The 21,009-nt window shown below is 60.8% G+C and carries 15 protein-coding genes; 7 read left to right on the top strand and 8 right to left on the bottom strand.

Features of this window, described 5'->3' with window-relative positions:
• Positions 1 to 508: 508 nt before the first annotated feature.
• Entirely contained in the window at positions 509 to 1,390 is an 882-nt protein-coding gene (locus tag M0D65_RS14780) for a LysR family transcriptional regulator (protein WP_266253335.1), read from the bottom strand.
• Positions 1,391 to 1,985: 595 nt separating this feature from the next.
• Positions 1,986 to 2,882: a LysR family transcriptional regulator gene (locus M0D65_RS14775; RefSeq protein WP_266253334.1), complete on the bottom strand. Its 897-nt coding sequence runs from the start codon at positions 2,880 to 2,882 to the stop codon at positions 1,986 to 1,988.
• Between the two features lie 107 nt (positions 2,883 to 2,989).
• Here M0D65_RS14775 and M0D65_RS14770 point away from each other — a divergent pair, with 107 nt between their 5' ends.
• On the top strand, positions 2,990 to 4,009 hold the full coding sequence (locus M0D65_RS14770) for a LysR family transcriptional regulator (RefSeq protein ID WP_218161335.1): 1,020 nt from the start codon (positions 2,990 to 2,992) through the stop codon (positions 4,007 to 4,009).
• 254 nt (positions 4,010 to 4,263) lie between these two features.
• Here the strand turns inward: M0D65_RS14770 and M0D65_RS14765 are convergent, their stop codons facing one another.
• Positions 4,264 to 4,677, bottom strand: a complete 414-nt coding sequence (locus M0D65_RS14765) for a thioesterase family protein (protein ID WP_266253411.1) — start codon at positions 4,675 to 4,677, stop codon at positions 4,264 to 4,266.
• A 543-nt stretch (positions 4,678 to 5,220) separates the two neighbouring features.
• On the opposite strand from M0D65_RS14765, the gene M0D65_RS14760 reads away from it, so the two are divergent.
• The 6 genes from M0D65_RS14760 to M0D65_RS14735 all read left to right on the top strand — a co-directional run bounded on the left by M0D65_RS14760 (position 5,221) and on the right by M0D65_RS14735 (position 12,392).
• Positions 5,221 to 6,444 carry a MalY/PatB family protein gene (locus M0D65_RS14760; protein ID WP_266253333.1) on the top strand — a complete coding sequence of 408 codons (1,224 nt, stop codon included), beginning with the start codon at positions 5,221 to 5,223 and terminating at the stop codon, positions 6,442 to 6,444.
• Between the two features lie 570 nt (positions 6,445 to 7,014).
• A complete protein-coding gene (locus M0D65_RS14755; RefSeq protein ID WP_266253332.1) occupies positions 7,015 to 7,734 on the top strand; it encodes a glutathione S-transferase family protein in 720 nt (239 codons plus the stop codon).
• A gap of 33 nt (positions 7,735 to 7,767) precedes the next feature.
• A complete protein-coding gene (locus tag M0D65_RS14750; protein WP_266253331.1) occupies positions 7,768 to 9,138 on the top strand; it encodes a glutamate--cysteine ligase in 1,371 nt (456 codons plus the stop codon).
• A gap of 113 nt (positions 9,139 to 9,251) precedes the next feature.
• Positions 9,252 to 10,394, top strand: a complete 1,143-nt coding sequence (locus M0D65_RS14745) for an acyl-CoA dehydrogenase family protein (RefSeq protein WP_266253330.1) — start codon at positions 9,252 to 9,254, stop codon at positions 10,392 to 10,394.
• Positions 10,395 to 10,455: 61 nt separating this feature from the next.
• Entirely contained in the window at positions 10,456 to 11,547 is a 1,092-nt protein-coding gene (locus M0D65_RS14740; protein ID WP_266253329.1) for a 3-deoxy-7-phosphoheptulonate synthase, read from the top strand.
• A 122-nt stretch (positions 11,548 to 11,669) separates the two neighbouring features.
• Positions 11,670 to 12,392 (top strand): hypothetical protein, encoded by a 723-nt coding sequence (locus M0D65_RS14735; protein ID WP_266253328.1) that lies wholly within the window; start codon positions 11,670 to 11,672, stop codon positions 12,390 to 12,392.
• An 87-nt stretch (positions 12,393 to 12,479) separates the two neighbouring features.
• Here the strand turns inward: M0D65_RS14735 and M0D65_RS14730 are convergent, their stop codons facing one another.
• The 5 genes from M0D65_RS14730 to M0D65_RS14710 form a co-directional block, all read right to left on the bottom strand.
• Complete coding sequence (locus tag M0D65_RS14730) at positions 12,480 to 13,922, bottom strand: efflux transporter outer membrane subunit (protein ID WP_266253327.1); 1,443 nt, start codon at positions 13,920 to 13,922, stop codon at positions 12,480 to 12,482.
• A complete protein-coding gene (locus M0D65_RS14725) occupies positions 13,915 to 15,090 on the bottom strand; it encodes an efflux RND transporter periplasmic adaptor subunit (protein ID WP_266253326.1) in 1,176 nt (391 codons plus the stop codon). Before M0D65_RS14725 ends, M0D65_RS14730 begins: the two co-directional genes overlap by 8 nt.
• A complete protein-coding gene (locus tag M0D65_RS14720; RefSeq protein WP_266253325.1) occupies positions 15,083 to 18,268 on the bottom strand; it encodes an efflux RND transporter permease subunit in 3,186 nt (1,061 codons plus the stop codon). The genes M0D65_RS14725 and M0D65_RS14720 overlap by 8 nt, the downstream gene beginning before the upstream one ends.
• Positions 18,269 to 18,329: 61 nt before the next feature.
• The gene (locus tag M0D65_RS14715; protein WP_266253324.1) at positions 18,330 to 19,028 is read right to left on the bottom strand and encodes a bifunctional 2-polyprenyl-6-hydroxyphenol methylase/3-demethylubiquinol 3-O-methyltransferase UbiG; all 699 of its coding nucleotides are present in this window, start codon (positions 19,026 to 19,028) and stop codon (positions 18,330 to 18,332) included.
• 19 nt (positions 19,029 to 19,047) lie between these two features.
• Positions 19,048 to 20,523: an MFS transporter gene (locus M0D65_RS14710; protein ID WP_266253323.1), complete on the bottom strand. Its 1,476-nt coding sequence runs from the start codon at positions 20,521 to 20,523 to the stop codon at positions 19,048 to 19,050.
• Between the last annotated feature and the right edge of the window lie 486 nt (positions 20,524 to 21,009).

The following is a 21,009-nucleotide window of genomic DNA, read 5'->3' as shown; positions in this document are numbered from 1 at the left end:
TGATGCAACCAGCAGCGATCAAACCGTCGCAAGAAAGAGATATGGCGAGGTCCGGTCCCGGGCATTGCCCGGGGAGCGTGGCATCACACGCGGTAGCTACACCTACGGGCGGCGTCTCTGGCGTCGAGGCGTTACGGGTGCTTGTTCCAGTCTTCGCGTTCCACGTTCACGACTCCGGAAATATGGCTTCTAGGAGAGTAGCGTGTTGTCCAGCAGAGCGGAAGGCGCCTCATTTGCACTTTATTCATGAGTCTGACGCCATCCCGGGTTCTGGTCGTCAGGAATAATTTAGTCATGCCAATGGTCGATCACTGCTGATTCGAGATGTGCCTTGCGTTGTTCTTCATGGATCTCGCAACGTCACCGCGCCTGCCCGCTGTGCGCGGCCGATTGTCGGCGCGTGAAGCACGACCGGGTACCGGCGACGCAGTCTCGTCGAGAGAGCAGTGGTGAGATCGAACTGGTGCTTACGGATGCGATGCGTTAGTCCGATACCTGCGACTAAATGTCACCAGACCGGGCCACTACGGAGTATCGAACCCACCGCTTTCAATAGAGGATCCTGTCCCCGGGACGCGAGATGTGCAAACATGACGCGAACGGTCTTCTGTGCCTCGCAAACGATATCGACATCTCCACACAGTTGAGCCTCCCTTGCCGTGTCTGCATGCAGAAGTCCAACTCCGATTCCGCCAGCAAGCAGTGTGCGCGTCACGCTTTCGCGGTCAATGCTCATGATCCGCCTGGGACGGAAACCGTGCGTCCTGAACAGGTTCTCGGCAACCTGCCCGCAACAGAGGCTGGTGGTCGGGAAGATCCACGGATATTCACCAAGTGCCTGCCAGTTCACCGGTTGCGAAGGGTCGATCAACCCGACGGGTGCCGCGAGATCGATACCGAAGCGCGATACTTCGATGGTTGCCAGATCGACGTCGGGCTCGGTTGCCTCGTTATAGAAACCGGCGTCCAGTTCACCGTGGAGGATGCCATTCAGCGTATCGAGCGATGTGCCATGCTGGATTGTGACTTCCACCTCGGGATGGTGCTCCGAGAGTTCCCAGAGCAACCGGCCAATCGACGCGGCACTCGATCGGCCTCCTGCCCCGAGACGAAGCCTCCCGGCGAGGTGTCCCTTGAGCCGCGTGGCCTCGTCGATCAGGTCGCGATGGGTGTCGAGCGTGTGCTCTGCCTTGATGAGAATCCGCTGGCCGTCGCCGGTCAAGCTCATGCCGCGCGCAGTGCGCTCGAACAGAGTGATGCCGAGCATGTCCTCCATCGCCTTTACATGAGCGCTGACCGCGGGTTGACTCAGACACAGCCGTTCCGATGCGCGCGTAATGCTGCCCTCGCGCGCGACGGCAACGAAAGTCTTCAGTTGATGAATTTCCATGCCAATCCCTTCCGTGATTCAAGAGGGTTTGCCTGACGTGATCAACGCAAGTCGAGAATGCATCGCCATAAAAATTCAATGGCATCGGAACACGTGCGGCGACCGTCGTAACAAGGTCGACCACGCCTGCAGGATTCGAACCGGCGATCGTTGACGCTACGGCGCAAGAGAAAGCGGGCGCGCTGGCTGAACGGCTCGAGCCAACCACGATCCCGCAGCCCCGGTCTATCCTGTCCTGCATTGCCCCGCTCCTCTCATCGCCTCATGATCGCTTCACTCCGGCTCTGATGATCTTTTCATTTTGCGAATTAATCTTGAAGGAGATATGGTTATTATCGTAACCCGGTGACCCCGACCGTGGCTGATTATAATTAATTCAGCACGCGCGCTCAAATAATAAAGGTATCTGTGAGAATATTTCAGCTTTTTACTCAAGGCGCATAGATATTCTATATAAACACTCGACAACCCGATCTGCACCAGACGCGAGATGCGCGAAACGCTTGTCCTGGATTCCTGAAGGGTTTTCTGGAGGATCTGCCGAGGGGTCTGTATAGATATCGGCGATGCATTGCGCATCAAAAACCCAAGCCGCTTAACGAGTCACTGCGCAGATCTCGCGAACCCGGCTGCGCAGCCAGCTATGCGCTGGATCGGCATCCAGCCGCGGGTGCCAAAGCAACGAAACAGTGATCTCTGGCGCCGCAAACGGCAAAGGGAAGCTATACAAGCCGGCGCGCATATTGCCGGTGGTCCGCTCGGGAACACTGACAATAAGTTCGGAGCCCCGCACCAGTGCGAGCGCGGTCGAAAAGCCGCCGACGATCGTGACGACCTCCCGTTCCAGTCCGAGCAACTCTAGAGCGTCATCCATGATCCCCCTGTCCGCGCCGCGTCGCGAGACCAGGATATGCCTGCCCGCGGCATAGCGCTCGGGGGTGATCTCGCCCTCGCTCAGGGCGTGCCCTGCTCGCACTACGCCAATGAACCGGTCGCGGAACAAGGCCTGCACGCGGACCTCAGGGCCGGTTATCTTGCTCACGACGCCGGTTTCCAGGTCGATGCTGCCGTCGCGAAGCGGCGTGCTGTCCTTGTCGACTTTCTGGGCGAACCGCAAACGCACGCCGGGCGCCTGATCGGCGACACGGGCGATGAGCTCCGAGCCGAAATTTTCGACGAACCCGTCACTGGCGCGCATCGAAAAGGTGCGCACCAGGCGTTTGAGATCGAGCTTCTCAGTGGGGCGCAGAACCGCCTGGCCGTCCTGGACGAGCTGGCTGACCCGCTCGCGCAGTTCCACCGCGCGAGGGGTGGGCACGAGACCCTGTCCGGCCCGGACCAGCAGCGGGTCACCGGTCGTTTCACGTAGACGCGTAAGTGCGCGGCTCATCGCCGATGGGCTGAGCCGTAATCGTTCGGCCGCACGGGTAACACTACCTTCCGTAAGCAGCACGTCCAAAGTGACAAGTAGATTGAGATCGGGAATCGACATGCGCGAACGGTAGCACATTTTAAACTTGATATAGCGTCAAACGCATGAATTAAGTGCAAACAAAGCGTCTTCCATAATCCAGATTTGGCAATATAGTATTTGTTCCTATGACAGCGGCTGGCTGTTTTCGTAAGTTGGGGCGGATCAGTTATTCTTCGCGCGGTTTGAAAGGGATTAGTATGGAAATCCATCAACTGAAAACTTTCGTTGCCGTCGCTCGCGAGGGCAGCATCACGCGCGCGTCGAAACGCCGGTGTCTAAGCCAACCCGCAGTCAGCGCCCATGTGAAGGCGATCGAGGACACGTTGGGCATTACGCTGTTCGAGCGCACTGCACGAGGCATGACGCTGACCAACGACGGCCAGCGGATCCTCGTCAAGGCGGAGCGGGCGCTCGACACGCATCGAGACCTGACCGAGGAGGCCGCGCGCATCAAAGGACGTCTCACGGGAAAGCTGCGCCTCGGGGCAGAAGCGAGTTCGAACTCCGACGCCATCGGTCGGCTGCTCCGGACGCTTTTCGAACGCTTCCCCGAGCTGGAAGTCACACTGCGCCACGGGACTTCGCTCGACATATTGAACAGCATCCGCAATGGCGATCTCGACGCCGGCTTCTATCACGAGACTGGCGAACCCGATGCAGATCTGGTGACCTTCGAGGTATCGCGCTTCGACATCTACGTGGCGGCGCGGCGCGGGCTCTTCACGACTTCACAGCCACCGGACTGGCGAACACTGGGTGAGATGCCATGGATCATCTCCTCTGCCTCTTTCTGCAGCGGACAGGTGGCGGAGGGTCTGTTCCGGGCACACGGCTTTCGCCCCAGGCGAATCACGCACGTCGATCGTGAAAGTGTGACGCGGACGCTGCTTGCAGCAGGGCTCGGAATCGGACTTCTGCACGCCGAAACCGCGCACGAAGCGCAACGCTGCAGTGAGGTCGATCTGCTGTGCGAAGCGCAGAAGTCCGTACGCGTTTTATTCGCGCATTCCGCGAATCGTATGCAGAGCCCGGCTTTAGGTGTGGTGAATTCAATACTCCATGCAGGGATGAGTGGTGAACGGTCGTTCAGTTACGTCGTGCGGCGGCACGCGCTCACGCGGGACGATATTCTCGTGACGGCTTGACGGTAGCGGCGCAATTCGAATGGTCAGGTCTGTCGGGTTCGAGCTTTTCCATCGCTTCGGAGTGCGATTCTTTGAATTCGTCGGCACTGACAGGAATGATGTGCTTCCTCCCTGACTGAGCTATTTGCGCCGCGATCCTTGCGGCGGCAGATCCGCTTTTGCCGGCTCCACGAAAATCGTCCCGATCTATCGGCGCATCGATGGCGCGTACGCCCGGACACAACGCACAGGTTCTGGCCCGTGTCCGGTTTTGCTTACAGCGCTCCCTGGAAGTCCTGGATGGTGTGCTTGAAGGCCTCAGGTATCGCATACGTGGCGTGTTTGTCGTAGTCGTACATGACATGCACGGACGTTGCCTTTGCGACGACTTCGCCCTTGTCGTCGTCGATATGCATCACGTGCTCCATCTCGAAGCTCTTCGTGCCGTACTTCGTGATAGCGCTAAGCACTCGAAGTTTGTCCCCATATTTTGCCTGGGAAATATATTCACAGGATGTCTTGACCATGATGTGGGGCAGTTTCTTCGACTTCGGAATTTCCAGAATGCTATGCATGTACTCCAGATATGCATACTGCATGTAGTCGTAGTAAACGGGACTGCTCACATGCCCCATGGAATCGGTGTCACGATAACGGACCTCGACATTGGTTTGAAAAGATTTGCTCATCATTTATCTCTCGGCTGACTAAAGGGTATTGACGGGCACGAGCCCGATGTTCTTGATTTTTACCTGCATTTCAACTGCCGACCGCTAACGACCCTGAATCGCAAAAACCGCTGACAGCCGCCACTGTTCGTCAAGCCGATGAAGCGCTTTCCCTGAGCGGATACGTGGCGTCAATCGAACCCATGTCTCGCCCTTCGGAGCAAATCTGACTCTTCCTCGAACATTGGACAAGGAACGGCTCCGGACATGGACATCCAATACAGTCTAAAACCATGCAAAGACAGATCGACGTTAAGGCCTAAGGCAAATACCGCACAAGTCACAATACTTGAGGGGGGTTATCAATTTCCTTGAGGGGTCTTTAATTTCCAGCTCTATTGACGGCACAGGTATGGTGGTTTCCGCTATGCTGATTATTTGGAATCCAAACCACCGATGCAGAAAAGATCGGAGCGACGACACTAGATGGAGCGTCGCGACGCATCGAATGCAACCGTGTCCTCCGCACCCAGTACATTCTTCGAATTTCTTGCGAGGTAGAAATTGATCCACGAAACGGCGGTATCGACGGTTGCCTCTGCTTCGCGCGAAATCCGCGACTTCATTCTGAGTCAGCCGGAGCTGCTAGCGCGGCAAAGCTACAAATGGCATCTTTATCCAGCGGGCGTCATCGCGGCGTGCGTGGCCGACATGGATTTCCGCGTCGCGCCGGAAGTGCAGAGCGTTATCCAGTGTGGCCTCGAAAAATCGGATTACGTATACCCGCTGCGTGATGGTCGCAGGGCGGACCGGGCAGTCGCCGCGGCATTTGCCGCGCGGATGAAGCATGGTTGCAACTGGGATGTGGATCCCGCCCAGGTGCTGGTCGTTGCCGATCTGGTGCAAGCCACCTATGCCTCGATCCTTGCGTTCTCCGAACCCGGAGATGGTGTGGTGCTGCAGGTACCGAACTATCCGCCGTTTCGCGAAGCGCTCGAGATCACCGGCCGGCAACTGATTCCACTCGAGATGGAATGGACCGACGAGGGCTACGTTTTCGATCTCGAGAAGCTGGAAGACCGTGCCGATGAACGTACGAAGCTGTTCATCCTCTGCAATCCCCAGAATCCCACGGGACGCGTTTTCACCCGCGCCGAACTGGAGCGCGTGGCGGCGTTTGCTGAACGGCACAACCTGATCGTCGTGTCGGACGAGATTCATTCAGATCTCATCCATCCGGGAGCGACGCATCTTCCGTTCGCCACACTGTCGCCCGCTGCCGCGAGCCGGGCCATCACGCTCAACTCAGCGTCGAAGAGCTTCAATATTGCCGGCTTGCGTTGCGGGCTGGTCCACTTTGGTACGGAGGCGCTAATGCAGCGCTTTCACGCGCGGATCCCGGTCAGGCTCACAGGGTCCGTCAACAACGTTGGCATCGATGCGACGGTCGCCGCCTGGACGGACGGTCATGCATGGCTCGATGCCGTACGGGCGCATCTGCTGACCATGCGCGACTACGCGGTGGGAATTCTGCGCGATGAAATTCCGGAGATTCGTTTTCACGTGCCGGAAGCGACCTACCTGTTATGGATGGATTGCAGCGATCTGAACCTTGACGGGTCCGCTTCCAGTTTCTTTTTGAAGCAGGCACGAATCGGTTTCAGCGCCGGCGAGACTTTTCATCCTGACGCGATGAACTTCGCGCGTATGAATTTTGCTACGTCGAGGCCGATCCTCAACGAGATACTCGAACGAATGATCACGGCGGTCCGTTCCCTTCATCGCTGAAGCAACTCGCGCAGCCGAAGCACATCAGTCGCTCCGGAACAATGTTCGCGCGATGACAGCCTTGCCCGGTGGCCCACACCGGTCTCGATACACATCACAACCTTGATCGAACGACGCATTGCGGCGTCGCGTTCGGCGTGCCGAACGCGTTCGCACGTCTAACGTGAGTTCGCGGGTTGTGTTTCATTACACGGCTATCAGGAATATGGAGCGCAGCATTCACGATTTTTGAGTTGTGTCGGGAGCGGGTTGAGGCTTATCTTGCTTATTCCAGACATTCATATCGATATTCATTTTTGACTGAATTGCTTAGCAGCCTAAAGATTGCAAATTTCGCTTTGAAATGAGGAAGCGTGCAGGCAGTTCTGTCGATCAGAAGTGGTTTCGATTGAATCGTCAGCCCGCGGGAGTCAGACCCGCGGAGGTTTCAGCTTTTCGCTTGGTGGACCCGTATATCCAGTATGCATCGAAATTCAGCGAGACATGTCCGGAATGCCGATCCAGCATTCCATACAGCGTCTCGGATGGTGAGTAGGACTGCCCGGAATTAATTCTTTCAGAGGCGTTTGAATGCAAAGAATTCTCTACAGCCTGGCCTGCGCGGATCGGGTTCGCCATTATTCGCCGCATGTATGGAAAATCATTCTGGCGCTAAAGCACAAAGGATTGGATTTCGAGCTCAAACCGGTGTCCTTCAAGGAAATATCGCAAATCGAGGATGGCTCGTTTAAGAGCATTCCCGTCCTTAACGACAACGGGCATCTGGAAGGCGACAGCTTCGGAATTGCCGTCTACCTCGAGGAGCGCTATCGCGACGGCGATAGCCTGTTTGGCGGCGAGGGTGGACTCGCGACCGCGCGTTTCGTCGAGGCTTTCAGCCAGGCGGTGATCCATCCTCCGGTTTCGACGATCGCGGTTATGGACATGCACGCGATGATGTCGCCGGAAGATCAGGCGTATTTCCGTGCGGCGCGCGAAAAACGTTTCGGCAAGAGTCTGGAAGCGTTTCACGCGAACAAGGACGTGGAGCTGGCGGGACTCGCAGCCAGGCTCGCGCCGATGCGTATCGTCCTGGAAAAGCAGCCATGGATGGGTGGACAGCGTCCGCTATTCGCTGACTACATCCTGTTTGGCGCATTGCAGTGGGCGCGCATTTGCACACCCACAAAGCTGCTCGCCGACGACGACCCGATCAAGGAATGGTTCGAGCGGTGTCTCGACCTTCATGGCGGTATCGGTCGCTCGGCCGCCGCCTCAGTTGAGCACGACATTCAACACACGATGCTTTGAAACCGCGCTTCGATTCACTAGAGGGGACCCCAGATGGCTCGTGATATTTCGAATGCAGCACCGATCAGCAGTCTTGACTCACTGATTGCCCATCATCGCGATGGCTGCAAGCCTGAAGGGGCATTCCGGATCGGTACGGAACATGAAAAGTTCGCTTTCTTTCGCGACGGGCATCGCCCTGTCCCGTATGACGGCGACGCCAGCATTTCAGCGCTTCTCAATGGTATGAAGGCCAGACTCGGCTGGGAGCCGATCCTCGATGAAGGCCGGATTATCGGGCTGACTGGGCCGCAAGGCATGGGTGCGATTTCACTGGAACCAGGCGGACAGTTCGAACTGTCCGGCGCCCCCGTGAGCAATTTGCACGAGACGTGCAAGGAAGCTGGGCACCATCTGTCAATACTGCGCGGCATCGCTGAACCGTTGGGCATCCGGTTTCTCGGTGCCGGCTCGAGCCCTAAGTGGCATCTGGACGACACACCGGCTATGCCGAAGTCGCGCTACGAGATCATGCGGCGCTATATGCCGAAGATCGGTAGCCGTGGGCTCGACATGATGTATCGCACCTGTACGATTCAGGTGAATCTGGACTATTCGTCGGAAGCCGATATGTGTCGCAAGATGCAGGTGTCGATGAAACTCCAGCCGCTGGCGACTGCAATCTTCGCTGCATCTCCTTTCACCGAGGGTCGGCCGAACAACTTCCTGTCCTGGCGATCGGACGTATGGCGCGACACCGATAACGCGCGCGCCGGCATCCTGCCGTTCGTCTTCAATGAAGACTTCGGCTTTGTCGACTATGTGAAGTGGGCACTCGACGTCCCGATGTATTTTGTCATTCGCGACGGCAAATACCGCGACTGCACCCACATCACCTTCCGGCAGTTCCTGGACGGCGCGCTGAAAGGCGAAATCGACGACTGGCAGCCCAACATGGGCGACTGGACCAATCACCTGTCCACTCTCTTCCCCGAGGTCCGGCTCAAGAGCTATCTGGAGATGCGCGGCGCAGACGGTGGGCCTCTGCTGCGCATTTGTGCGCTGCCGGCTTTCTGGGTTGGGCTGCTCTATGACAACGAAGCGCTGCAAGCTGCACAGGAACTGACGGCCGACTGGACCTACGAAGAAGTGCTGGCCTTGCGCAATGAAGTCCCGACCCACGCACTGAACGCGTCGTTTCGCGGGGAGAAACTACTCCACGTTGCCGAAGAAGTCATGGACCTCGTGCGTCTCGGCCTGAAGAATCGCGACCGCCGCAACAGCGACGGCTACGACGAGCGCATCTTTCTGGCACCGATCGAGGACATGCTCGCACGCGGCACCACGCTGGCGGAGGACATGCTCAATCACTATCGTTCCCGGAGCGGCTCGATCGACTCGATCTTCGAGCAGTATCAGTGCTGAAACGTGGTCCGGGCAGCGGACGATGGTCTGTCTGGGCCATCGTTGCCGCCGGCACGTGATGGCTATCGAGGCGGGTTGCCGATCCAGTCACGCAACTAGAGGGTAGAAATCAAATGTTATTCGGTTTCTCGGAAGACCAATTAGCAATCCAGAGAAAGTATCTTGCGATCGGTGAAGAAATCGCCGATGCAGCAGCTGCTTCTCCGGAGGGGTTTGATTTCGATGGCTGGAGAAGGCTGCGCGACGAGGGATTGTGGCGCCTGATCGTACCAACCGGAGCGCTCGATGCCGACTGGTGGACATTTACGGCGGCACTCGACGGGCTCTCGTCGTCGATCAGGACCCCGGAGCTCCTGCTTTCCGTGATTGCGCAGGCTGGCATGGTGCGCGCACTCGAGCGGCACGGCAACCCGGCCCAGAAGGATCGCTACCTCGACGCCATCTTGCGCGGCGACGTGAGTGCGACGTGCATTGCGGAGCCGACAACAGGGACGGACGTGAGAAGTATCGAGACGTCGCTGACCGAGGTGCCCGGCGGCTACCGGCTCAACGGCACGAAATTCAATATCGCGCATGCGCCGATCATGGATTTCGCACTGGTTGTCTGCCGGCTGCACGGAAAAGAGCAGTGCAACATCGAGCTCGCTTTGCTCGATCGCAAGACAGCCGGGTTGTCCATCGGGCAGGTCGACGACAAGCTCGGTAATCGTAACCTGCCGACCGGAGAAATTCATTTTCACGACGTCGAAGTTCCGCACGAGCGCGTGCTCGGAAGACCTGGCCACGGGCTGTCGACCCTCATCGACATCATTTCGTTGGGGCGTCTCTATTACGGTCTCGTGGCGGCGAATCTCATCAGGCCGTATCTCGTCGATGCAATGAACTACGCCGCGACGCGAACCAGCTTCAAGAGTCAGATCGACTCACACCAGTACGTGCAGCGACGTCTCGTCGACCTGCGCATCGGTATGGAGCGCTCGCGCTGGCTTGCCTACGGCGCGCTGTCGCAGTTGCTGACGGATCACCCCGAGGGACTGATGATGAGTTCCATCGCGAAGCTCGTGGGCGCCGAGGATCTGATCGCGAACGCGACGAACCTGATGAAGCTCTACGGCAGTCTCGGCTATCACAACGGTCGTGTCGCCGAATTGATGAAGAACGCGTTGGGCTTCGCGAGCGTGGGAGGAACCGAAGAAATGCATCGGAAGAATATTTTCAATCAGATGAAGCGTTTGGCCGGTTTAGAGCGACGGTAGGCAAGCTCGCGCCGTGTCGCCAGGTTCGCACCGTTCGCACGATTGCTCCAGGAGTAGGCACATGTCTTCGATGGTCATCAATGCGGGAAAAACCGAGAGCGTCGGGATTATCAAGCCTGCGAAGCTGCTCCAGCAGCTTCCCGCCGGACCGAGGAGCCGCCAATGCGTACTCGATTCGCGCGTTGCCGTGAATCGCACGTTACGCGGCGGCCGGGACAAGCTGCTCGTGATCGTCGGACCGTGCTCGATCCATGATCCACAAAGTGCTCTCGAATATGCCGGTCGACTGGTGCGCGAGCGTGAGCGCCTCGGCACCGAACTGGAAATCGTCATGCGGGTGTACTTCGAAAAACCGCGCACGACGGTCGGCTGGAAGGGACTCATCAACGATCCGTTCCTCGACGGCAGCTTCGAAATCGAGCACGGGCTGCATCTTGCGCGGGAGCTGTTGCTCGCTATCACGTCGATGGGCCTGCCGGTTGCGACGGAATTCCTTGACCTTGCGACGCCGCTTTATCTTGCCGATCTGGTGAGCTGGGGTGCCATCGGCGCGCGCACCACGGAGTCGCAGGTGCACCGTGAACTGGCCTCGAGCCTGCCTTGCGCCATTGGCTTCAAGAACGGTACAGAGGGATGCGTGCAGGTGGCGATCGATGCGATACGCGCAGCGCGCTATCCGCATTGCTATCTCGGCGTCGATGAGCAGGGCGAACTCAGGAAGCTCGCAAGCACGGGCAACCGCGACGGTCACCTGGTGCTGCGTGGCGGCAAGGTGCCGAACTATGAGGCGGAGTACGTCGATGAGGCGTGCCGCGCGCTTGCTGCCGCGGGTCTCAACGAAAGCGTGGTGATCGACGCGAGCCATGGCAACAGCCGCAAGTGTCACGGCAATCAGCGGTGCGTCTGCGAGTCCGTGGCCGAACGGGTCGCGCGCGGCGAGCAGCGGATCTCAGGTGTCATGATCGAATCGCATCTCGTCGAGGGCCGGCAAGATGTCGGTACAAACATGTCGCTGGTCTACGGCCAAAGCATCACGGACAGTTGCCTCGGCTGGGACGACACCGTTAGCTGCCTCAACACCCTGGCCGACTCGATCCGTTGCCGCCGGGTCGCACGGCAAAGCACCGTGCTTTCGTTTGCTCTCCCGGCATGAGGCGGCGACCTGGCGACCTGGCGACGGGCAACGCAATCCTGCCGCGCGGGGCGCTGATGGCCAACGGCGCAGCGCCATGCCGTGGCTGTCAAATGGACGGTTCTCTTTAGTGGAACACTGAGATGGCCATCGTGCCTGAACACGTCTCGCGCCAGCTCGAGTCGATTTTTGCTGGTCGCGACGATCGGGCGTTCGTCATGCTGCGGGTCCGGGCGCAACTCTTCTCCGATACCCACGCGCTTGCGTGGCTCGCGCGCATGCGCGAGCGCTACGACAGCGAGCTCGAACTGCTTTTGCTCGTATCGTCAACCGATGAACATCACGAGCCTGACGCCAGCGAATCGATCGGTCTGCCGCTTGTGACCGAACTCGCGATCTGCGGCGCGCCGAAGCGCTGTGAGTCTGTCTCGCTCGTTAGCTGGATGCTATGCGATAGCGTGCGCCCGCGCCCGGCGGATTATCTTCGAGTGGTCCTGGCGTCGCGCAGCATCGGGTGGCTGCTGAGCTGCCCGCTCAACGAGTCGATTGCCCGGATCGCAGACGACGCAGGGCTCGATGCGTGCAACTTGCGGCGAACGGTGCTGGATCTGAGCGGGAGCGGCGTGCCCGAGACGTGCGTAGCCGCTTATGCGCATGCCTTTTTCCTCGAGCGAGTGGCCAACGGGGATGAGCCGTGCGGGATCGCATTCGATCTTGCCGCTTCCGGCAAGTCCGGCCCGGCAGATAAATGTACGTGGCAAGTAGATGCAACGGAGGCATTGCTGGATGCGGTGGCTAGTGCCATCACGATGCGCCGTATGACGGCGCATACGAGATTGTCGATGTCGTTGCGCCGGATGCTGTGATGCCGCCAGCAGGATGATGGTTGACGAAGGCGGCGCGTCCCGGTTGCCGGGACGCCAGGCGTGTGCCGCCTTTCGGTTGCTTGGGGTTCAGCGGATAACAGGCTGCGACCGGTTCGCGCCGATCGTTATGCCACTGTCGGTTTCCCAGGATCCGCCCAGCGCGCGCACCAGGTCGACGCATGCCGTGAGGCGTCGCGCCTGCAGCGTGATCTGCGTTTCGCGCACCTGTAGCTCGGCCGTTTGAGCCGTCACCACCTGCAGGTAGTCCACGGCACCTTCGCGGTACTGAACGTTCGCAAGTTGAGTCGTGCGCTGCGCAGCCTTCACGGCCTCCGCTTCGCGCTGCGACGCATTTGCGAGCCGGTTGATCAGGGCAAGCTGGTCCTCGACTTCGCGAAACGAATCGAGCGTGGTCTGGCGGTAGTCGGCGGCTGCCTCGTTCAGTTGCGCGCGCGCCTGATCCAGATCCGCGCTTCGGCTCCCGCCGTCGAAGATCGGCAGCAGCGCGGCCGCGGGGCCGAGCGCCCACACCCTGTTCGCCGCCGAGAACAACGTGCCGGCCGTAGCCTCGACCCCTCCCGAGCCGCCAAGGGTGATGGCGGGAAAGAATGCCGCTCTCGCCACACCGATGCGCGAGTTCGCGGCGGCGACGCGGCGCTCTGCTGCCGCCACGTCGGGACGTCGTTGCAACAGTCGGGACGGTGCCGTTACCGGCACCGGAGGCGGTTCGGCAAACACTTGCTCCGGCGCGATCGAGAAGACCGACGCCTGCTCGCCGACCAGCACCGCGATTGCATGCTCAAGTAAAGCCCGATCGGCCATTCGCTGCTCGATGTCCGACTGGGCCGACGCAAGCTGAGTGCGTGCGCGACCGACGTCGAGTTCGCTCGCGGCGCCGCCCGCGAAGCGCTTCATCGTGAGCTGCAAAGCCGCGTCGTAGGCGTTGCCGGTTTGCCTGAGCAGCACGATCTGGGCGTCGAGGCCGCGCAACTGCACATAGTGATCGGCAAGTTCCGCTTGTAGGCTCAGCTTCACCACGGCGAGATCCGCCGCGCTCGCCTGCTTCTCCGCGTCGCCTGCCGCGACCAGATTGCGGACGCGCCCCCAGAGATCCAGTTCATAGGAGACCGATGCGCCGATTGCGTAGTCGCGATAGTCGATATGCGTGCCGGTGGACGGCGACGCCGTTCGCATTCGCGCCGCACTGGCCTTAGCGTCGAGTTGCGGAAACAGACCCGAGCGCGCCCGGCGCGCGAGCGCGCTGGCTTCGTCGTAGCGGGCGACTGCTGCGGCCAGTTGCGGACTGTCTGACATGACACGCTGCTCCAGCGCGTCGAGTTGCGGATCGTCGATGATCTTCCACCATGCTCCGCGATGGGCGCCGTCATCGGGCTGCGCGGGTGTCCATGGCCCGCTCTCCTTGAATGTCGCCGGCGCGGGCGCGATCGACGGTTGCGTGTAGCGTGGGGCGAGATCGCAAGCCGACAGCAACAGCAACACCACGCAAACCGGCCAGCAGCATTTACGCATGACCCGGTCTCCCCGTGCGGACGATCTTCACCTGGTCGTCAGTGCGGATGTCTTCAGGGGGATTGTCGATCACGTTGTCGTCCGGTTTCAGTCCGGTGACTTCGAGCTCACTGCCGAAGTCCGTCTGGATGACGATGGGCTGAACCTTGACGCGCCCTTGCGGGTTCGCGATCGCAACGGCTGTCCCTTCCCGCCGAAACAGCAGGCTGCTCACCGGAATGCGGACGGCGCCAACCGCGCGGTGCTTGTCGCGGTTCAGATCGAACGTCACTTGCGCATAGGCACCGGGTTTCAGGAGACCGGCGCTGTTGTCGTAGACGAGCTGTACCAGCATCGAACCGGACACGGGGTCCACCGAATCCGCCGAGCGCGCGAGCGCGGCCTCGAAGGTCCGATGCGGATGATCCGAGACTGCAAACCGCGCAGTGAGTCCATCGCGCATCGTCGACGCATAGGCTTCGGGCACGCTCACGTAGATCCGCAGATGCGATACGTCGGAGATCGTGAAGAGCGGCTGGGTTGTCGTTGTGCCCGCGACGATCAGCGCACCGATGTCCGTCGAGCGACTGGTTACGATTCCGTCGAAGGGCGCGACGATCCGCTTGAAGCTTGTCAGCGTTTGCAGGCGCTGGACGTTGGCCGTTGCTTCGTTGCGCATGGCCACGCGCGCAGCGAAATCGCCGCGGCGCTCGTCCGCATCCTGTTGAGAGACCGCTTCCTGGGCCAGCAGGCGACCCCAGCGCGCGCTGGTCGAGCGGGCGAGGTCGAGCTGGGCGTCGGCGGTCGCCAGTGCTGCACGCGCGGCGTTCAACTGCTGGTCTACTTCCGGCGTGTCGACCTCGGCGAGGAGCTGACCTGCGCGCACGGGCTGCCCAATGTCCACATACCAGCGGCGCAGATAGCCATTGGTCCGCGAATAGACGGGCGCCTGGTTCCAGGCCTGCAGGCGACCCGGCAACACGAGGGTATCGGCCGCGCTGCCGCCGGGCCTGATCACGTTCACGGTCAGCGTCTGGTTCGCGATGGTCTGCTTGTGCAGATCGTCGCGCGCGGCGAGACGGATCGCTGTGCCCACGGCGAGGATCGCGATGAAGCCGACGGCGGCGACGATCGTGTACGTTCTGAGCGACGTGGAGCCCTGGGTGGGGAACCGATCTGTGTCAGACATTGGTGAGGGCTCCTTCGAAGTCGGAGCGGCGACCCAACGGCCGGCCGTGAAGAATGGCGAAGAGGGTAGGCACGAGCAGGGTCGTCGCCCAGGTTGCAAACGCGAGGCCGCCAATCACGGCGCGGCCGAGCGGCGCATTTTGCTCGCCGCCTTCGCCGAGGCCGAGTGCCATTGGCGCCATGCCGATAATCATGGCGAGCGCTGTCATCAGGACGGGCCTCAGTCGGGTCATGCCGGCCTCGAGCGCGGCCCTGGCGGGGTTGCCGTGCTCGGCCAGTCGTTCGCGGGCGAAGCTGACGACGAGGATCGAGTTGGCGGTGGCGACTCCCATGCACATGATCGCGCCGGTGAGTGCGGGGACGGACAGCGGGGTGCCGGTCGCGAACAACATCCAGCAGATGCCGGCGAGCGCCGCCGGCAGCGCCGAGACGATGATGAACGGGTCGACCCAGCTCTGGAAGTTGATCACGATCAACAGGTAGATGAGCACCACGGCGCCCAACAGGCCATAGCCCATTCCCGAAAAGGCAGTGTTCATCGACTCGTACTGGCCGCGCAGCGTCACGGTGACGGTTTCCGGCCGGTCCTTGTCGAGCCGCTGCAATGCGTTCCGTACATCGTCGGCTACCGCGCCCAGGTCACGCCCATCGACACCGGCGTAGACATCGATGAGTGGCCGGATGTTGTACTGGGTCTCCACGGCGGAAGTAGTGCCACGCTTGATGGTGCCCAGCGCGCCAAGAACCTGGGGTTGTGCGGTGCCGTTCGCAGTGACCGGAAGGTCGGCGATATCGTTGAGCGAATTCACACGGTATTCCGGCATCTGGATCACGACAGGGTAGGTGACCTTGTTCTGTGGATTCAGCCAGTAGATCGGCGCGGTTTGCGACGTGCCCGCGATCGAGGTCGCGATGCTGTTCGTGACGTCGACTTCATCGAGCCCGAGCTGGTTGATCCGGGTGCGATCGGCATCGAACCGCAGTTCGGGGTAGCTCGCGGGCTGCTGGATCCGCGCATCGACGAGTCCATCGATGCGACGGATCTCGCGCAACACCTTCTCCGCGTATTGCCGCGCCACGTCGGTTCGCATGCTGGTGATCTGAATGTCGATCGGTGCGGGCGCGCCGAAATTCAGGATCTGGCTCGTGATGTCGGAGGGCAGGAACGCGAAGGTCGCTTCCGGGAAGTGCGCCGGAAGTGCTGCGCGCAGCGCGTGGACATAGCGCTCTGTCGGCGCATGTCCATGCCTGAGCGCGACGATGATGTTGCCGTCCTGTGGGCCGATCGTTCCGGACGAATCGTAGACGGTGTTGGTGGGGCTGTTGGGCAAGCCGATGTTGTCGGTGACGGAAGCCAGTTCCGCTGCGGGAATCTCCTGCGCGATCTGCCGCTCGATTCGCTGGAACAGCGCGGAGGTTTCCTCGATGCGCATGCCGATCGGTCCCCGGACGTGGAGCGTGAACGACCCCCCGTCCACCTGCGGGAAGAAGTTGCGGCCGAGAAACGGGGCGATCAGCAGGCTGGCGAGCGTGAAGCCGAGAAAGCCAAGGACGAAGATGCGCCGGTTGCCGAGGATGGTTTGCAGCAGCTGTCCGTAGCGTGCACGAAAGGTCTCGAAGCGCCGCTCGAAGCCGCGCTGGAATCTCGCGAGACGGCCGCCGCCACGCAAGCTGTCGGGGTGGGCGTCGTCCTTCGCGTGGTGCTGCAACAGATACATCGCCATCGTGGGGACGAGGGTGCGCGACAACAGGAACGACATGACCATCGCGAAGATCACCGATAGCGCCATCGGGACGAACAGGAACCCGGACACCCCTGGCAGATAGAACATCGGCACGAAGACGATGCAGATACAGGCGAGCGAAAGAAAGGCGGGAACGACGATCTGCTGCGCGCCGTCGAGGATCGCGGTGCGGACGTCCTTGCCCTGTTCCAGATGCCACTCGATGTTTTCGATGGTGACGGTCGCCTCGTCGACCAGGATACCGACTGCGAGGGCCAGTCCACCTAGCGTCATCACGTTGAACGTCTGGCCGAACGCGGACAGGGCAGCGACCGCGCCGAGCACGGACAGCGGGATCGAGGTGGCGACGATCAGCGTCGAGCGCCACGATCCGAGGAACAGCAGGATCATCAGGCTGGTCAGTGCCGCGGCGATCGCGCCTTCGCGCGCCACGTCCGCGACGGCCGACTTGACGAAGATCGACTGATCGTTGATCGGCGTGACGGTTAGCGCTTTGGGCAGTCCCTTCAACACGTCCGGCAGCATTGCCTTGACGCCGTTCACGATCGCAATGGTGGATGCCGCGCCGGACTTCAGCACGGTCAGCAGCGTCGAGCGCTGGCCGTCCACGTGCACGATGTTCTGCTGCGGCGCCGAGCCGTCGCGAACATGGGCGACGTCACCCATCCGGATCACGGCGCCGTTTACCGTGCGGATCGGCAGCAGGTTGAGCTGCTCGACCGAGGGCGGCGCATTGTTCAGCCGGAAGTTGTACTGATACTCGTCGATTTTCACGAACCCCGCGGGCGTGATCTGCGTCTGGTTGGAGAGCGCAGCGGCGACGTCGTTCGCGGAGACCCCGCTCGACTGAAGGGCGTGTGGATCGAGGTCCATCTGAATCTGTCTGACCCGTCCGCCATAGGGGTAAGGGATGGCCGCGCCGGGCACGGTTACCAGCCGCGAGCGAACGAAGTTCAGGCCGTAGTCGTATAGCTGCTGCTCGCTCAGCCCGGTGCCCGAGATGGCGAGCTGGACGATCGGCACCGTCGACGCGCTGTAGTTCAGGATGAACGGCGGCACGGTGCCGGGCGGCAACTGGCGAAGCATCGTCTGTGCGATCGCGGTGACCTGGGCGTTCGACATGCGGATGTCGGCGCCGGGCTGGAAGTAGATCTTCGTGATACCGATGCCGGTCAGCGAGAGGCCCTCGATATGCTCGATGTCGTTGACCGTCGTGGTGAGCGAGCGTTGGAACGGCAGCTCTATGCGGCCAGACATGTCTTCCGGAGAAAGGCCCGGGTAAGTCCACGCGACGGCGATGACCGGGATGCGGATGTTGGGGAAGATATCGGTCGGGGTTCGAAACGCGGCGAGGCCACCGGCTATCATGATCAGCAGCGCCATGACCACGAACGTATACGGCCGGGCGAGCGCGATGCGGACGATGGCATTCATCGAAGGTTTCCTGATGTGACCCGGTTGCGCATCTGTTCACCCACCGCCCCGGATCGAGCCGTCATGCGCGACGGCCTCGCACGAGGCAATCGATCGCGATCCCGGTGCGTTCGCGGGTCTTGACCAACCGCTCGACAGGGAGTGCCCTTTCTATCTCCAGCTCGCCACCGAGCGCTGCGACCACCTGTTCCGCGGCGTAGAGCACCTCGGGATGTTGCGGGCCGCCATAGCCGTGTGTCAGGTTCGAGGAATCGTGCGCAACGAGCAGGAACGTGCCGCCAGGCGCCACCGCTTTCGCCGCGCGCGCGAGGATGGGGGCGAGCTCGGCCAGTGGAAGTTGCAGGTAGAACAGCACGACCAGATCGTAGCTGCGGACCTCGGGCTCGTAGCGCGTCAGGTCCGCGACCTCGAACCTGATCCTGCCGTCCACCTTTCGTGTGGCGGCCAGCTCCTTTGCCTTGCCGATTGCCACGTCGGAGAAATCGACGGCGTGCACGGTCCAGCCTTGTTCCGCGAGCCACACGGCGTTGCGCGCTTCGCCGGCAGCCAGGTCGAGCGCGCGGCCGGGCGGCAGGTTCGCGGTCTCCGCCAGCAAGCAGTCGTTCGCCTCGACCGTCCAGATGAAATCTTTCGTGGCGTAGCGTCGGTTCCAGTCATCGGGTCCCATGGTCCACGGCATCGCGTGGATTCCCGCGGTCGCGTTGGCTGCATTCGCTGCGTTGCTTGCGTCGGCGGCGGCCGGCAGTGGCGTCGAGGTCATCGTTGGGATTCCAGAGGGCTTATTTTTTGCCCGCACGTGCCTCTGCATCGGCAAGAGCGCCGCGGCTGGCGAGGGCGATCAGGAGCGCGATGACAAGGAGTACCCCCGAGACACTAAACGTAGTCCGCATGCCGATGGCGATCGCTTCGGGATGCGCGGTGGTGATGTCGGTCGTCTTCGACGCGAACGCGAACACCGCACCCATGACAGATGCACCAGTGATGAGTCCGAGATTGCGCGACAGGCTGAGCATGCCGGAGATGACGCCGCGCTGGTCCGGGTTGACGTCGATCATGACGGCCGTGTTGTTGGATGCCTGAAACAACTGGTAACCCGGCGTCAGGATGAAGATCCCGACGATATAGCCCGCTACGCCGATCATCGACGGAAGCAGGGCGATTGCGAATGCGCCGATCGCCAGTGCGAGCAGTCCAAAAATGATAATCGCCGTCGCACCGAGGCGATCGACGATGCGGCCGGCCGGAATCCCGGTCAGCGTGGAGATGATCGGGCCCACTGCCATCACGGCCCCAACCATCGCATTGCTGAGTCCGAGTGCACGGGACAGGAAGAACGGCCCGACTACCAGTGTCGTCATCATCACGGTCGCGACGAGTACGTTCATGGCGAGGCTGGAACTCAGCACGACATTGCGGAACGCCGCCAGCTTGATCAGCGGGGATGCCACTCTTGCCTGCACGAACAGAAAGAGACCGGCGCCGACGACCGCAGCGATCAGCAGTATCTGGTTGATCCGCGCAAAATGGCCGCCCCCCATCGTTACGGCGAGTGCGTAGGCCGCGAGCGTCACGCCGAGCAGTAGCGTGCCCAGTTTGTCGAAGCGGTTTCCGTTCGCCGCCGCCTTCGGCTTACCCTCAGGCAGGAAGCGCCGCGCGAAGACAAAATTGAGGATACCCAATGGCACCATGGCCAGAAAGATCGATTGCCAGCCAGGCCCGGCAACCAGCACGCCGCCGAGCGACGGGCCGAGGGCGGTGCCGATCGCGGACATCGTACCGAGCAATCCCATCGCGCTGCCGGTCCGTTCTTTCGGAACGGTCTCGCGGACCATAGCGAGGGTGAGTGCCATCAGGATCGCCGCTCCGATGCCTTGCACCACGCGTGCGGCAATCAATGCCCATAGCGTGGGTGCCACACCGCACAGGATCGAAGCCAGAGTGAACACGGCGATGCCACCCAGCAGCACCCGACGATGGCCCATGATGTCGCCTAACCGTCCGACGCCCACGATCATGATGGTGATCGCGAGCAGGTAGGAGACGACGATCCACTGAACTTCGGGGAAAGAGGCGTTGAATGCCAGGGCTATTGTCGGCAATGCAACGTTTGGACTACTGATTCCGAGCGACGACAACAACATGGAAAGCGCAAGCGCGACGAGCACCCATCGAACCGAATGCGTTTTTGCCGAACTTCCCGCGACGGCGCCACCCTCGATTGCTTGTGTTCCTTCTGCATTGACTGGTTTCAACATACCTCCCGCATATAGTGGTTCCTGAGGCCGAGCCTTGACCGGGAGCATAGCGCTGCGCCTGATACGGCGGAAGACGCTTCATCTGCACTTACTTTGTGCGCCTGACGCCATATCCGACCGTACGATGCCGGATCCATATCGACGGGCACGCCCAACTAATTCCCGTGTGCCGCATCGCGAATGCTGAGGGCTGTATTCAGGATTTGTGATTTGCCGCTTATTCCCATCGACGATAAGATCATTCCGAAATGTGGAAAAGAGGGCGCGGGTAATACATGAATAAAAGTAACTGGTGCGTTATGTCTCTCTGCGCACCGTTCTTTTGCGGTCCATCCGGCTTTTTCTTCAAGAGGTCTTCCTTCTGCAACCGCGTCCTGGCATATGCGACGGCGCGACGCGACACTCATTCGTTCTTCAGGCGTTTCATTGGCACATCGCCCTGGCCGCCGTTGGGTAATTTTTCATCGACGGCTTGAACGCAGATTT

Source organism: Paraburkholderia sp. CHISQ3, from assembly GCF_030464945.1.
Classification (GTDB): domain Bacteria; phylum Pseudomonadota; class Gammaproteobacteria; order Burkholderiales; family Burkholderiaceae; genus Paraburkholderia; species Paraburkholderia megapolitana.
Note: the sequence above shows the minus strand (reverse complement) of the source record. Positions and strands in the feature narration are given on the sequence as shown.